The following is a 14,123-nucleotide window of genomic DNA, read 5'->3' on the forward strand; positions in this document are numbered from 1 at the left end:
TTAGTATCTTACAGCGAAGATTCTGGCATTTAATCGATAAAATACACTACTCACTGCCAATTATTACCTTTAACGCTTTAAAGTGAAGTGGTTATTAATATATGATGCGTTGGTATTCTCCCCTAAAGAATTGGTGTAAGAAAGTTTAAACCAGTAATCGGATTCCGGTAATAACTGCCCATTGAAAGAACCATTCCAACCACTGGAATCTTCGAATATCTGATATAACAATTTACCATAACGGTCGTAAATAGTGATCACCGGATCTTCTAATGCAGATAGACCATCTACTTTCCAAACATCGTTAACATTATCACCGTTTGGAGTAAAAAACTTAGGAAAGCCCACTACAACAATATCTCTGGTATCAGAACCACAGCCATTGGGGTCACGTACCGTTATTGTATGTTCTCCTGGAAATAAATTATTGAATACACTACTATTTTGCGGTGCTTGATCATCTACCTGATATTCAAAATCACCATTCTCTTCTAAATAAACATTTACCATGTTTGATGCATCATCCTCATATTCTATGGTAATATCGGATATAACGGGCGGACTAGAGAAAACAACGGTAACCGATCTTACGGTAATACATTGTATCAACCCTTGCGTATTGGTCACGGATAAGGTATAAACCCCAGGTTCTGCCACTGTAATTAAAGAACTTGTTTGACCTGAACTCCACTCATACGCAAAACTAGCATCAGGTATACGTTGACCAATGGTGACTACCGGCTCATCTCCGCAGATATAAACCTCAGTATCAAAATCTAAAATGGGCAATTCTATTCCTTCAACCTCAAAAGACTCAGAAGCATCAAAACACATAGAATTTTCAATAGAAGTTGTTCTAACATATATAGTTTGGGAAACTTGTGTAGGCACAAACTCTTTAGAAAGCGCATTGGCACCATCAAAAGCATCTTCAAAACTTTCATGGTAAGATACACGAAAATCTAGGGGACTTTGTCCGCCCAATGCTTCAGCATCTTTTTCGTTAAAATCAATGACCGTACCATCTAAACATGCCGTTTCATCTTCTAGTTCATAAGTTTCTGGAGAAGGGGCATATGCCACCTGTGTTTCACTTATTAAATTATTCCCTAAAGGTCTCACAACCAAAACGCGGTACATTCCAGAAACCGCCACTGATAATTCTGGATCACTCTCACCAGGTATACGTTGATAGCCTGTACCTGCATCTAAATACCATTCATAGGTTATAGCATCGGTCGTTGTAGCATCTAATACTACCGTTTCATTATCACATGCTATAATAGGCGGACCTAGCAAATTGTCTATAATATCACAGTCCAGGGCTGAATTAGGAAACTCAACAAAAATAGTCCCTGAAAACTGAATGGAAAATCCGGAATTATTATTACTAAAGTTATTGATCATTAAAAGGTATTCTTCACCCGGCTCTACCAATAACCAATCATCATACTGTATGTTTTCTATGCCTGTAGGGTCTTCGCCCACCCCTATATAACTGCTATCATCAGAATTATCAAAATAGTTACATCTCACCGGATCTCCCAGTGCATTACAATCGTTAGTTCTGTATAGTGCGAAATCCCAATCTTCGTTTGAATCGAACCCAATATTAAACCCCAATTGCCCTACTTCTCCAATTTTGAAGGTATACCAAGCGGAGTTCGTTTCGATCGTACCACTACCTTGAGTAATACATCCAGAAATTGACGCACCATTATAATCATCAATTCCATAACCATTTGTACCTCCATTGACCGGAGTATTATAACAAATAGGAACTGCATTGGCGCAATCTGCCGACACTTGCGCAAAGCAAGTGAATATGCCAAAAAAACAAATTAATAAAATGGATATACCATACTTGGTCATAGGGGCCTCTTGATTTGGAAAACTAAAATTAACGAGACCTTAACGTTATGGCTAATTTATGTTGTGTAATGCCCGCATTTGGTTATAAAGTGTCACATATTGTATATCTTTGCAGCTTGTAAAAGAAAGATAAAATGAAAATTGAGGATACACTGGAAAATCAATTTGACGAAATAGGAAACGATCATATTTCTACGTCAGAAGATACTCCTTTACGTTCAGACGCTTTTGATTTGGACGATGCCGAAAAAATTGAACGTATTCGCAATAAAGTACGTGAAATCATGCATACTTTAGGTTTAGATTTAAACGATGACAGTTTAAAAGGTACGCCTAATAGAGTTGCAAAAATGTATGTCAATGAAATTTTTGGTGGTTTAAACCCTAGTAGAAGACCAAAGGCATCTACTTTTGACAACAAGTACAAGTACGGTGAAATGCTGGTGGAAAAGAATATTACTTTGTACTCCACTTGTGAGCACCATTTATTACCTATTGTTGGTCGTGCTCACGTAGCCTATATTTCTAACGGTACCGTAGTTGGGCTTTCAAAAATGAATCGTATCGTTGATTACTATGCCAAGAGACCTCAAGTTCAAGAACGTTTAAATATTCAAATCGTAAGAGAATTACAAAAAGCGTTAGGTACGGAAGACGTTGCATGTGTAATTGATGCCAAGCACCTTTGTGTAAACTCAAGAGGCATACGTGACATAGACAGTAGCACGGTAACGGCTGAATATGGTGGAAAATTCAAGGAAGAATTGGTACGCCGCGAGTTTTTGAACTACCTTAATTTAGACACCCATTTTTAATAGCATACAGCTTTATGCAATTGTACGAAAGTCAAGAAATCAAAGTATACAATTCCCTTACAGGAAAAAAAGAAGTTTTTAAACCCATAAACACAGGCCATATTGGCATGTATGTTTGCGGACCTACGGTGTATAGCAATGTACACTTAGGAAACTGTAGAACTTTTATGTCCTTTGACATGATTTTCAGATACTTTAAACATCTTGGCTATAAAGTACGTTATGTGCGCAATATTACTGATGCAGGTCATTTGGTAGATGACGCTGAAGACGGTGAAGACAAAATTGCAAAAAAGGCACGGTTAGAAAAATTGGAGCCCATGGAAGTTGTACAGCGCTATACTGTAGATTTTCATAATATATTGGAAAAATTCAATTTTTTACCTCCAAGTATTGAGCCTACCGCTACAGGACATATCATAGAACAAATTGAAATCATTAAGGATATTCTTGAAAAAGGATTTGCCTATGAAACCAATGGTTCTGTATATTTTGATGTTGCAAAATTTAATCAAGAACATGAGTATGGTAAATTAAGCGGGCGCAAGCTTGAAGATATGATTGCCAATACACGTGATCTTGCTGCCCAAGATGACAAACACAACCCTCAAGATTTTGCTTTGTGGAAAAAAGCGGAGCCACAGCATATTATGAGATGGCCATCACCTTGGGGAGATGGTTTCCCAGGCTGGCATTTAGAATGTACAGCCATGAGCACCAAATACTTAGGCGAAACATTTGACATTCACGGGGGCGGTATGGATTTGAAATTCCCACACCATGAATGCGAAATTGCCCAAGCTGAAGCATGCAATGGCCAAAGTCCGGTCAATTATTGGTTACATGCAAATATGTTGACCTTGAACGGTAGAAAAATGGCAAAATCTACAGGAAACAGCATTCTCCCCGGTGAAATTTTTTCTGGCGAAAATGATATTTTAAGCAAGCCCTTTTCCCCGTCCATGGTAAGGTTTTTTATGATGCAAGCGCATTATACCAGTATTTTAGATATGAGCAATGATGCATTGTTAGCTTCTGAAAAAGGATTCAATAAACTTATGGAGGCTTTTAATTCGTTGAAATCTTTACAAACGGGCAAAACTACCGATTTTGATGTTAAAGGTTGGAAAGCAACTTGCTATGCCGCCATGAACGATGATTTTAACACGCCTATTTTAATAGCAAAGCTTTTTGATGCTGTTAAGCATATTAATTTAATCAAAGAAGGCACTGAATCTATAACCGAAACAGATAAACAAGAATTAGAACAAACCTTACAAAATTTTGTTTTTGATGTTTTAGGCCTGGAGAACAAAAACAGTTCTGACGCAGATACTGAAAAACTAGGAGGTGTTGTAGAATTGTTGATCGAGTTACGCAAAGCGGCAAGGGAAAATAAAGACTTTGCTACTTCAGATAAAATACGAGATCAATTGGCTGAATTGGGTATTCAACTAAAAGACGGTAAAGAAGGTACAACGTATAGCCTTTAATCTAAATATTTTGATTTTTGAATTTTAGACTGGTATTCACCTGGTGCTAAATGCTGTCTTGTTTTAAAAACCCTATTGAAATAAGATCTACTTTCAAATCCGCAGTCAAGATATACGTCTTTTATGCTTCTTTTAGGATCTTGCAATAGACCTACCGCTAATTTTATACGCTCGTTATTGATAAACTCCACGGGAGATATCCCTAACTCTTGCTTAAAAGTCCTATAAAAGTGAGAGGGACTCATACAAGCCATCTTACTAAGGTCATCTACATTTAAAGATTTATGAACGTTATTTCTAATATAACGTATAACCTCGGTCAACCTACTTTCTTTTTTAATGGATAATGTGGTGTTACTATAAATTTTACGCTCATTGGTCTGTAAAATACGAATGATCAACTCTCTCAACATATTATCCACAAAAATATCTTTTGATGGGTGGTCTTCTGAAAACAAAAACAGCAATCTCTGAATGATTTGGTATATACCCCTATCATTTACAAAATGAAAATTATAGTCCATTAATCCCCATGCCTCTTTGGTACTTTTTGGCATATTCTCATTCATGAACTGTAATACTTTATTTATCTTATCTTCTGAAATAGCCATTGCCAAACATCTTGTAGGATTTTTTGACATAGCCTCAGGAAAATCAATACACATACTTTCGTTTGCAGGTAAAACCAAAGATTCTCCAGGTAAAAAATCAAATGCCTCATAATCTCGTAAATGCATAATCTTTTTCCCTTGGATCATACTGGCCAAAACTGGCTGTTCAAATTTTAAAAGAACACTAGCTGCTTGTTCATGGGTCTCAAAAACATGCATGGCGGCATTGTTCATTGTGTAAGATGTCTGGTTCTCCACCATGGTCTCTAAACGCCTTCCTTCCAGGAAATTATCTGATAACTTAATCACAACTATTTTGATTTTATTTTAAGAAATTTACAAAAATATATGCTTAAAAAAATCATAAAATCAATAATTGATAGGATTGTTCATATTATTCGTAGAATGCGTCAGACAAAAGATATAAGTGTAAGGTACATTTAGAATATCGTATTGACTAGCTCCCAATACATACATTTCTAATATTAACTTAAATCATATACTATGAGCACAACAGCAACTGTAGAAAAAGACGTACTTCAAAAACCCAAATTTAAAAATCAATATGAAAATTATATTGGTGGCAAATGGGTAGCCCCAAGTAAAGGAGAATACTTTGAAAATATTTCTCCGGTAGACGGTAAATCGTTTACAAAAATTCCGAGATCAACATCTGAAGATATTGAAAAGGCAATTGATGCCGCATGGGAAGCTGCACCTTCATGGAATTCATCTTCTGCGACCGAAAGAAGCAATATGCTATTAAGGATTGCCGATAAAATAGAACAAAACCTTGAGGTGTTGGCTAGAGCCGAAACTTGGGACAACGGTAAAGCCATTAGAGAAACACGCGCAGCAGATTTACCTTTGGCTGTAGACCATTTTAGATATTTTGCAGGTGTCATTAGAGCAGAAGAAGGCTCGGTCAGTGAATTGGATGCTAACACTGTGGCATTGAACGTTACTGAACCATTAGGCGTCGTTGGTCAAATTATACCTTGGAACTTCCCACTACTAATGGCAACATGGAAACTGGCTCCAGCTTTAGCTGCAGGTAACTGTGTAGTATTAAAACCAGCAGAGCAAACACCCGTGGGAATCTTAATATTAATGGAAATTATTGAAGGAATATTACCTGACGGAGTACTTAATATCGTAAACGGATTTGGTGCTGAGGCAGGTAAACCTTTGGCATCTAGCCCTAGAATAGACAAAATAGCCTTTACCGGTGAAACAACAACAGGTCAATTAATCATGCAATACGCATCAAAAAACATTACCCCTGTTACTCTTGAACTTGGTGGAAAGTCACCGAACATTTTCTTTGAGAGTATTATGGATGCCGATGATGAATTCTTTGACAAATGTTTGGAAGGTGCCAATATGTTCGCCTTAAACCAAGGCGAAGTCTGTACTTGTCCTTCTAGAATGTTGGTACAAGAAAGTATTTACGAAAAATTCATTGAACGTGTAATTGAGCGCACTAAAGCTATTAAAATGGGGCATCCTTTAGATCCCAATACCATGATGGGCGCACAAGCATCTAACGATCAATTTGAAAAAATACTTAGCTATATCAATATAGGAAAAGAAGAAGGTTGTGAAGTCCTTACAGGAGGCGCACAAGCCTATAATGAAGGCTTGGAAGGTGGATATTATGTACAACCCACAATTCTAAAAGGAAATAACAAAATGCGCGTTTTTCAAGAAGAAATTTTTGGCCCCGTACTTTGTGTAACCACTTTCAAAGATGAAGCAGAGGCTATAGAAATTGCAAATGACACCTTATATGGATTGGGTGCCGGCGTTTGGACACGTGATACCCACCAGGCATACCAGATTTCAAGAGCCATAAAAGCCGGTAGAGTTTGGGTAAATTGCTATCACCTATATCCTGCACATGCACCATTTGGTGGATACAAAAAATCAGGTATCGGTAGGGAAAACCATAAAATGATGTTGGCACACTATCGCCAAACCAAAAACATGCTTATTTCTTACGATAAGAAAAAAATGGGATTCTTTTAAAAACGAAATACGATGAAGACAAAAAGAGTTTTGGCAACTAAAAAAGCCGCAGAAGTGATTGCACAGCTAAAAGAGAAACACGGTGAACTTATGTTCCACCAAAGTGGTGGTTGCTGTGACGGCTCCTCACCCATGTGTTTTGAAAAAGGCGATTTAATGCTGGATGATAACGATGTTTGGCTTGGCACTATTGAAGGTTGCGACTTTCATATGTCAAAGGATCAGTTTGAATATTGGAAACACACTCAACTGACTGTTGACGTTACCCCAGGTATTGGCTCTAGTTTTTCATTGGAAATTCCGTTAGGTCTTCGATTTTTGATCAAATCTAGGTTATACTCCGAAGAAGAGGCCGAACATTTAGAACCCATAAGAATAGGAGCCTAAACAAAAACCATTTTAATTTTAGAAGTCCGGATGCAAACCATCCGGCTTCTTATTTTATATAGTTAATCCTTTTATAGTAAATTTGGGCTATTAATTTATCATCGTGAAAATTTTCTTTAAAAAAATTCTTATTGCTCCTTTCATATTTATAGTCCGGTTTTACCAAGTGGCAATTTCCCCTTATACCCCAGCAACATGTAGATACTCCCCTACTTGTTCTCAATACACCTTAGAAGCATTAAAAAAACATGGTCTTTTTAAAGGAGGATGGATGGCAACAAAGCGTATTTTTAGCTGCAATCCTTGGGGCGGAAAAGGCTACGACCCAGTTCCTTAAATAAGGATCAAAATCAAAACTCGAGTTCAAGCGCAAAAAACTAATAAAATTTAAAGGTTTCGTTGGTCAAAACTTTGACTTAGTCAAATCACCAAATATTGCTATTTTCCTACCTCTATATTCCATTCCCTATTCTCCATTTTCTCTCATTTACATACTTAACTCTCTTTTAACTCATAACAAAACCAATTTCCCAAATCTTACGGCTAGGTAGATTTCTATTTTATTATCTTAGCCATTCAAAATTCAACACATGCATTTCTTAGGAATTACTTGGAATCCGAACGAGACACTTTTCAATATTGGTTTCATTCAAATAAAGTATTACAATCTACTTTGGATAACCGCCTTTGCCTTAGGTTGGTTTCTTATGAAAAAGATTTTTCTTAACGAGAAAAAATCGGTAGAACAATTAGATTCCCTATTCATCTACACCGTTCTAAGCACCATGCTAGGGGCAAGATTAGGTCATGTGTTTTTTTATGACTGGGCATATTACTCTAATCACCTTATTGAGATTTTAATACCTGTACGCGAAAGTGATACTGGCAGTCTACTTTTTGGTTTAATAGATGGTTATGAATTTACCGGATTTACTGGTCTAGCCAGTCATGGAGCTACACTTGGTATTATAATTGGCACCTATTTGTATACAAGAAAATATCCTGAATTTAACATGTTATGGATTTTTGACAGAATGGTAATACCTGTTGCCATTGGGGCTTTTTGCGTTCGTTTAGGTAATTTTTTCAACTCTGAGATCAACGGCAAAGTGGTAGATGAAAATTTCATTTTTGCCACAAAGTTTATTCGTGATTCAGATGACTTACACCCATCAAAAGCATTGGGTATTACCCAAGAGAAAACACTGAACGCCGCTTATGCCGCTATAGAAAATAACCCACAGTTTTCTCAATATCTAGCAGAAATTCCATACCGTCATCCAGCACAATTATATGAAGGAATAGGTTATATTTTCATTTTTATTCTGTTGTATTTTCTATATTGGAAAACAGATAAAAAGAACAAAACCGGTTATTTATTCGGGTTGTTCTTCGTATTACTTTGGACAGTTCGTTTCTTCGCTGAATTCGTTAAGAAAAGTCAAGGCGGATTTGAAGAATCGTTAGGTTTACTATCTACCGGTCAATGGTTAAGTATCCCCTTTATACTAGTAGGTTTCTATTTCATGTTCAGAAAAACAAAAACTGCGTAATGTTCAGTAAAATAAATAAAGGCTTGATAGTAGTGGCTACCATAGCTACTTTAGCTTTTTCATGCAAGGAAGAATCTAAAAAAACCATAGCTACAGAAACTATTGATTTTTCACATGAAGGAGATTTAACTATTTTTCTAAACTCCAGTGACACCGTTAAAACCAAATTCAATATTGAATTTGCCGAGACAGATTATGAAACCCAAACCGGACTAATGTACCGAAAAGGTATGGCAATCAATGAAGGTATGTTATTCATTTTTCCTGATGAAAGAATGCATTCTTTTTACATGAAGAACACAGAATTCCCATTAGATATCATCTATATAAAAGAAAATTTGAAAATTGCCAGTTTTCAAGAAAATGCACAACCACTAAATGAAGATGGTTTATCTTCACAAGTACCCATAAAATACGTACTAGAGGTCAATGCAGGTCTATCCCAAGAATTGGGCTTATCTATTGGTGATAGTATTAGTTTTAGCAGAAAGTAATATCTTAATCCTGCGTTTAATTCAAAGAGAATAATGCCAGCATATGTTTTATTCAATGAAGAATCTGATCGTTTACTTTTTAAAGAAGTAAAACCATTAGATTTTGAACACTGGCTACCATTTCATGAAGAACCATTAAGCAGCCAATACTGGTCTGGACTACCAAACGACCCTAGAGTTGCCTGCGAAGAACAATTTCAAAGAATCTTTGAGAGATATAAGGCAAACCTAGGTGGTTTAAATGCTTTATTTTTAAAAGGCACCAACACCTTGGTTGGACTCTGTGGTGTTCTATTACAACAGGTAGATGGTAAACAAGAGTTTGAAATTGGTTATTCCATTCTACCAGAATATTGGCGAAAAGGTTTCGCCTTTGAGGCTGCAGAAAAGTGCAAACATATAGCATTTGAAAAAAAATGGACAAACAGTTTAATTTCAATTATACAGGTAGATAATATTCCATCGCAAAAAACGGCATTGAAAAATGGTATGCTTATAGATTTTACCACCACTTACCATAATAACACAGTTCATATTTATAGAATAAACGCAAAATGAATCATTGGGTAATATATTTAGACAACAACTCAAACAAGAAAGGTTTCATTAAAGATTTTCAACAAGGAAGAACACCTATTGAACTCCAATATTTTAAACAAAAAACAGGAAGACTTTTCTCTCATTTTACCCTAGAAAAATTAATAGACGAGGAAGATAAACATGATATTAAGATAATTAGCAGTGTTGGGCAATCGTTAAAAACCATGTCTAGTGGAGAGCAAAAAAGAGCCTTGTTACATTACTTGCTTAATGAACGGCCAGATTATATAATACTAGATAATCCTTTTGATAATTTGGACATTTCCTTTCAAGAAGATCTTAAAACCATATTTAAAAATCACTCAAAGCATATTTCCTTTATTCAACTGGCTAGTAGAAAAGAAGACACTCTTTCTTTTATCACCCATTATGGCAGTATTATAAAGAACAACTTTCAAGTTATAGAAAGTCCGCTTTCTGCCGAAATCCAAATCCCAGAAAGCTTTACAACCATCACCGTACCACAATCAGGTATTGACTTCATTAACTTGCCTAATATGTTGATCAATTTTAAAGATGTAAGTATTTCCTATGGTGAAAAGAAAATATTGAACAGTATTAATTGGACAGTGAACAAAGGCGACTTTTGGCAGCTATCAGGCACCAATGGTAGTGGTAAATCTACTATACTTTCCATGATTTTTGGCGACAACCCAAAAGCCTATGGTCAAAACATTCACCTATTTGGCAGTAAAAAAGGTAGTGGTGAAAGTGTATGGGACATCAAGAAAAAGATAGGTTATTACGCCCCTGCGATGACCGATAAGTTCAGCGGAAGACACTCAATAGAAAATATGCTTATCTCCGGTTTAAATGATTCTGTAGGGCTATATGTAAAGCCAACAGAGTTTCAGCAAAGAATAATAAAGCAATGGCTGAAGCTATTAGACCTAAGTGATATTAAAAACACTTTTTTCAATGCTTTATCTACGGGTAAACAAAGACTGGTTATGACGGCACGCGCCATGGTAAAGCAACCACCATTATTAATATTAGATGAACCCACAGCAGGTATGGATGATGATTCCGCAGCATTGTTAGTAGCTTTAGTCAACAAATTTGCAGAAGAGACGGATACCGCGATCATCTTTGTTTCCCATAGAAAAGAAAAAGGTCTAAAACCAAAACAGACCTTTTACCTTACTCCAAATGAAACTGGTTCAACCGGTAGTATAAAATAGAAAAAGCCGTTCATTTCTGAACGGCTTTTATATTTGAGTTAGTTAAACTCTTGATTACTCTTTACCAGAAGTAATTTTCTTGCTCAACGCATCGAACATTACAGGAGTTGCAATAAATACAGAAGAGTAAGTACCTACAACAACACCTACGATCATTGCGAACATAAATCCTCTTAATGATTCTCCACCAAATATGAAGATGGCCAAAAGTACAATTAAGGTAGTCAAAGAAGTATTCAACGTTCTACTTAACGTACTGTTTATTGCATAGTTAATGTTAGAACCGCCTTTCCAGCCGCGTTCTGCCAAAGTCTCACGAATACGGTCAAATACTACCACCGTATCATTCAACGAGTAACCGATTACTGTCAAAATAGCCGCTATAAATGCTTGGTCTATTTCCATGTTAAATGGCATTAGCTTTCCAAATATAGAGAACACACCTAAAACGATCAATACATCATGGAATACCGCAACAACGGCACCCAATGAGAACTGCCATCTTCTAAATCTGAATAATATGTATAAGAACACTACTGCCAATGAACCTAAAATTGCCAAAAAGGCATTATTCTTAATATCATCTGCAATGGTAGGACCAACCTTTACAGATTGCAATATTCCTACTGCCTCATCATCAACACCTCCTAATACAAAAGCATCTTTACTTATACCGTCTGGCAGGTATTTTTGTAAAGAAGTGTATAACTTATCTTGAATTTCAGTATCTACCTCAATTCCCTCAACATCAACTTTATAAGGAGTAGTTATTTTTACTTGGTTAGACTCTCCGTAAGTTTTCACGTTAGTTCCACTACCAAATACGGTATTTAATTCTGATGCAATTTCAGAAGGGTTAACAGGCTGCTCAAAACGAACAGTATAAGAACGACCACCCACAAAGTCAACACCTTGTTGTAATCCAGGACCAAAGAACAAAGAGAATAAGCCTACGGCAACCAATATTCCAGAAACAACATAAGCTATCTTTCTCTTGATCAAGAAATCGATATTGATTCCCTTGAATAGGTTTTTTGTAATTCCGGTTGAGAAATCCAAGCTTCTACCTTTTCCTCCAATATACCAATCAACCAAAAGACGGGTGATGAATATTGCGGTAAATAAAGAAGTTATAATACCGATCAATAACGTTGTTGCAAAACCTTTAATTGGTCCTGATCCAAAAACGAATAATATGATTGCAGTTAAACCTGTAGTAATATTCGCATCTAAGATTGATGACAATGCATTACCAAAACCATCTGCAACGGCTTGACTTTTACCTTTACCTTTTGCCAATTCTTCTTTAATACGTTCAAAGATAAGTACGTTGGCATCAACAGACATACCGATCGTTAATACGATACCTGCGATACCAGGTAGAGTCAACACAGCATTCAAACTGGTTAACACACCAAAGATCAACAAGATGTTCAATAACAAAGCAACATCTGCGAAAGCACCTGCTTTACCATAATATGCGATCATCCATAATAGAACAATTGCCATAGCGATCAAGAAAGACATAAAACCACTATCAATAGCTTCTTGACCTAAAGAAGGACCAACAATCTCTGACTGAATAATTTCTGCAGAAGCAGGAAGTTTACCGGCTCTAAGTACGTTAGAAATATCTTTTGTTTCGTTTACGGTAAAGTCTCCGGTAATTTCTGAACGACCACCAGAGATAGGACCAGAAGAAACACCAGGAGCAGTGTATACTTTGTTATCCAAAACAATAGCTATACCTGTTTGATTGCTATAAGCATCACCTGTTAATTTTTCCCATTCTTTAGCCCCTTTGGTATTCATGGTCATTGAAACTGCAGGCTTACTGAACTGATCAAAATCCGCTCTAGCATCACTTACAACATCACCACTAATTCTTGGCGTACCATCGCGGTTAGATTTTAATGCATACAAATCAATAACCTCTGTATCTTCTGAAGATGGTCTTTCCCATACAAACTTTGTAAACTGGATATCAGCAGGCAACAATCTTCTAATTTCTGGCATTCTAAAATAAGAACCAATAGTAGCGGTATCTTTTATAGCTGCACGAAACATTGCATTTGAACCTGGGTTAGCAGGAATCAATAACTCATACAAAGGATTCACCTGTGTTGCCAAATCCAAAGAATCTGCAGAAACATCGGACAACAAAGAATCTAACTCTGACTCTTCTTTAACTTGCTCTGGTTCTTTTACTTCAACTATTTCTTTTAGCTTTTCATTCGCTTGAATTAAGAATGTACTAAAACTGGTATTGCTTTGCTTGTACGTTTCCCAAAACTCCAATTGAGCAGTACTTGATAAAAGATCTTGCGCACGAGCAATATCTCTTGCACCTGGTAACTCTACCAATATACGACCAGAATTACCTTCTCTTTGAATGTTTGGCTGTGTAACACCAAAACCATCAATACGCTCTCTTAATACTTCAAAAGCAGATACTATAGATTCATCTATTTTTCTTCTAATGATAGGTTTAACCTCATCATCTGACATTTGAAAATTAATTTCATCACTAAGACCTTTGTTAGCAAAGATATCAGGTGAAGCCAATTTAGTATCTCCTTTTATAGCGTCAAAAGCTTCAAAGAAAAGTTCAATATATGTATCATCACTATTTTTAGAGGCTGCATCGGCATCTGCCAAAGCCTTGTTGAAAACAGGACTTTTTGTATTATTAGCCAATCCTTTTAGGATGTCCTTTACTGAAATTTGAAGGGTAACATTTATACCCCCTTTAAGGTCAAGACCTTTGTTCAATTCTTTCTTTTTAGCCTCATTATAATTGGTGTAGCCAAAAACGGTATTATTACCGATAGAATCAAGATAGCTTGCCGCTACCATTTCTCGCTTTGCCACGTAACCCTCTTCTGCCTCAGACACACGACTGGCCGCGAAGGTATTCGCTTCTTTTTCTACTTTGCTTGTAACAAAAGTATAGGATAGCTGGTAAATACTAACTAACCCGAATAATAAAGCAAATAGCTTTATAAGTCCCTTATTCTGCATTTTTATTTATTTAATTTATGTTGATTATACTTATTAAGTAGTTTAAAAATCTAGGCGTATTACTTTTT

12 protein-coding genes are annotated in these 14,123 nt (G+C 36.3%); 9 read left to right on the forward strand and 3 right to left on the reverse strand.

Annotation, left to right across the window (positions count from 1 at the left end; genetic code table 11):
• Positions 1-69: 69 nt before the first annotated feature.
• Entirely contained in the window at positions 70-1,872 is a 1,803-nt protein-coding gene (locus tag CSC80_RS01845) for a T9SS type B sorting domain-containing protein (RefSeq protein WP_099189384.1), read from the reverse strand.
• A gap of 134 nt (positions 1,873-2,006) precedes the next feature.
• Between CSC80_RS01845 and folE the strand changes: the two genes are divergently transcribed.
• Positions 2,007-2,687 (forward strand): GTP cyclohydrolase I FolE, encoded by a 681-nt coding sequence (folE, locus tag CSC80_RS01850; protein WP_099189386.1) that lies wholly within the window; start codon positions 2,007-2,009, stop codon positions 2,685-2,687.
• A gap of 14 nt (positions 2,688-2,701) precedes the next feature.
• Positions 2,702-4,180, forward strand: coding sequence for a cysteine--tRNA ligase (cysS, locus tag CSC80_RS01855; RefSeq protein ID WP_099189388.1), 1,479 nt, complete (start codon positions 2,702-2,704; stop codon positions 4,178-4,180).
• On the opposite strand, the gene CSC80_RS01860 is transcribed toward cysS, so the two are convergent.
• Positions 4,177-5,100: an AraC family transcriptional regulator gene (locus CSC80_RS01860; RefSeq protein WP_236973304.1), complete on the reverse strand. Its 924-nt coding sequence runs from the start codon at positions 5,098-5,100 to the stop codon at positions 4,177-4,179. The genes cysS and CSC80_RS01860 overlap by 4 nt on opposite strands.
• A 195-nt stretch (positions 5,101-5,295) precedes the next feature.
• Here CSC80_RS01860 and CSC80_RS01865 point away from each other — a divergent pair, with 195 nt between their 5' ends.
• The 7 genes from CSC80_RS01865 to CSC80_RS01895 all read left to right on the forward strand — a co-directional run bounded on the left by CSC80_RS01865 (position 5,296) and on the right by CSC80_RS01895 (position 11,034).
• A complete protein-coding gene (locus tag CSC80_RS01865) occupies positions 5,296-6,819 on the forward strand; it encodes an aldehyde dehydrogenase family protein (protein WP_074672528.1) in 1,524 nt (507 codons plus the stop codon).
• 12 nt (positions 6,820-6,831) lie between these two features.
• Positions 6,832-7,206 (forward strand): DUF779 domain-containing protein, encoded by a 375-nt coding sequence (locus CSC80_RS01870; protein WP_099189390.1) that lies wholly within the window; start codon positions 6,832-6,834, stop codon positions 7,204-7,206.
• Between the two features lie 109 nt (positions 7,207-7,315).
• Complete coding sequence (gene yidD / locus CSC80_RS01875) at positions 7,316-7,543, forward strand: membrane protein insertion efficiency factor YidD (protein WP_099191374.1); 228 nt, start codon at positions 7,316-7,318, stop codon at positions 7,541-7,543.
• A 253-nt stretch (positions 7,544-7,796) separates the two neighbouring features.
• Positions 7,797-8,759: a prolipoprotein diacylglyceryl transferase gene (gene lgt, locus CSC80_RS01880; protein WP_071341498.1), complete on the forward strand. Its 963-nt coding sequence runs from the start codon at positions 7,797-7,799 to the stop codon at positions 8,757-8,759.
• Positions 8,759-9,253, forward strand: a complete 495-nt coding sequence (locus CSC80_RS01885) for a DUF192 domain-containing protein (RefSeq protein ID WP_099189392.1) — start codon at positions 8,759-8,761, stop codon at positions 9,251-9,253. The genes lgt and CSC80_RS01885 overlap by 1 nt, the downstream gene beginning before the upstream one ends.
• Before the next feature lie 33 nt (positions 9,254-9,286).
• The gene (locus CSC80_RS01890) at positions 9,287-9,811 is read left to right on the forward strand and encodes a GNAT family N-acetyltransferase (protein ID WP_099189394.1); all 525 of its coding nucleotides are present in this window, start codon (positions 9,287-9,289) and stop codon (positions 9,809-9,811) included.
• Positions 9,808-11,034, forward strand: coding sequence for an ATP-binding cassette domain-containing protein (locus CSC80_RS01895; protein WP_099189396.1), 1,227 nt, complete (start codon positions 9,808-9,810; stop codon positions 11,032-11,034). Before CSC80_RS01890 ends, CSC80_RS01895 begins: the two co-directional genes overlap by 4 nt.
• 54 nt (positions 11,035-11,088) lie before the next feature.
• Here CSC80_RS01895 and secDF read toward each other — a convergent pair whose 3' ends face one another.
• Positions 11,089-14,055 carry a protein translocase subunit SecDF gene (gene secDF, locus CSC80_RS01900; RefSeq protein ID WP_099189398.1) on the reverse strand — a complete coding sequence of 989 codons (2,967 nt, stop codon included), beginning with the start codon at positions 14,053-14,055 and terminating at the stop codon, positions 11,089-11,091.
• Positions 14,056-14,123 lie beyond the last annotated feature (68 nt).

It is taken from the genome of Maribacter sp. 6B07, assembly GCF_002700155.1.
Taxonomy (GTDB): domain Bacteria; phylum Bacteroidota; class Bacteroidia; order Flavobacteriales; family Flavobacteriaceae; genus Maribacter; species Maribacter dokdonensis.

Excerpts from the sequence above, each read along its gene's own strand:
- CSC80_RS01895 (WP_099189396.1), top strand. The coding sequence starts at position 9,808 with ATGAATCATTGGGTAATATATTTAGACAACAACTCAAACAAGAAAGGT.
- folE (WP_099189386.1), top strand. The coding sequence starts at position 2,007 with ATGAAAATTGAGGATACACTGGAAAATCAATTTGACGAAATAGGAAAC.
- lgt (WP_071341498.1), top strand. The coding sequence starts at position 7,797 with ATGCATTTCTTAGGAATTACTTGGAATCCGAACGAGACACTTTTCAAT.
- CSC80_RS01870 (WP_099189390.1), top strand. The coding sequence starts at position 6,832 with ATGAAGACAAAAAGAGTTTTGGCAACTAAAAAAGCCGCAGAAGTGATT.
- CSC80_RS01845 (WP_099189384.1), bottom strand. The coding sequence starts at position 1,872 with ATGACCAAGTATGGTATATCCATTTTATTAATTTGTTTTTTTGGCATA.
- cysS (WP_099189388.1), top strand. The coding sequence starts at position 2,702 with ATGCAATTGTACGAAAGTCAAGAAATCAAAGTATACAATTCCCTTACA.
- CSC80_RS01885 (WP_099189392.1), top strand. The coding sequence starts at position 8,759 with ATGTTCAGTAAAATAAATAAAGGCTTGATAGTAGTGGCTACCATAGCT.
- CSC80_RS01865 (WP_074672528.1), top strand. The coding sequence starts at position 5,296 with ATGAGCACAACAGCAACTGTAGAAAAAGACGTACTTCAAAAACCCAAA.
- secDF (WP_099189398.1), bottom strand. The coding sequence starts at position 14,055 with ATGCAGAATAAGGGACTTATAAAGCTATTTGCTTTATTATTCGGGTTA.
- CSC80_RS01890 (WP_099189394.1), top strand. The coding sequence starts at position 9,287 with ATGCCAGCATATGTTTTATTCAATGAAGAATCTGATCGTTTACTTTTT.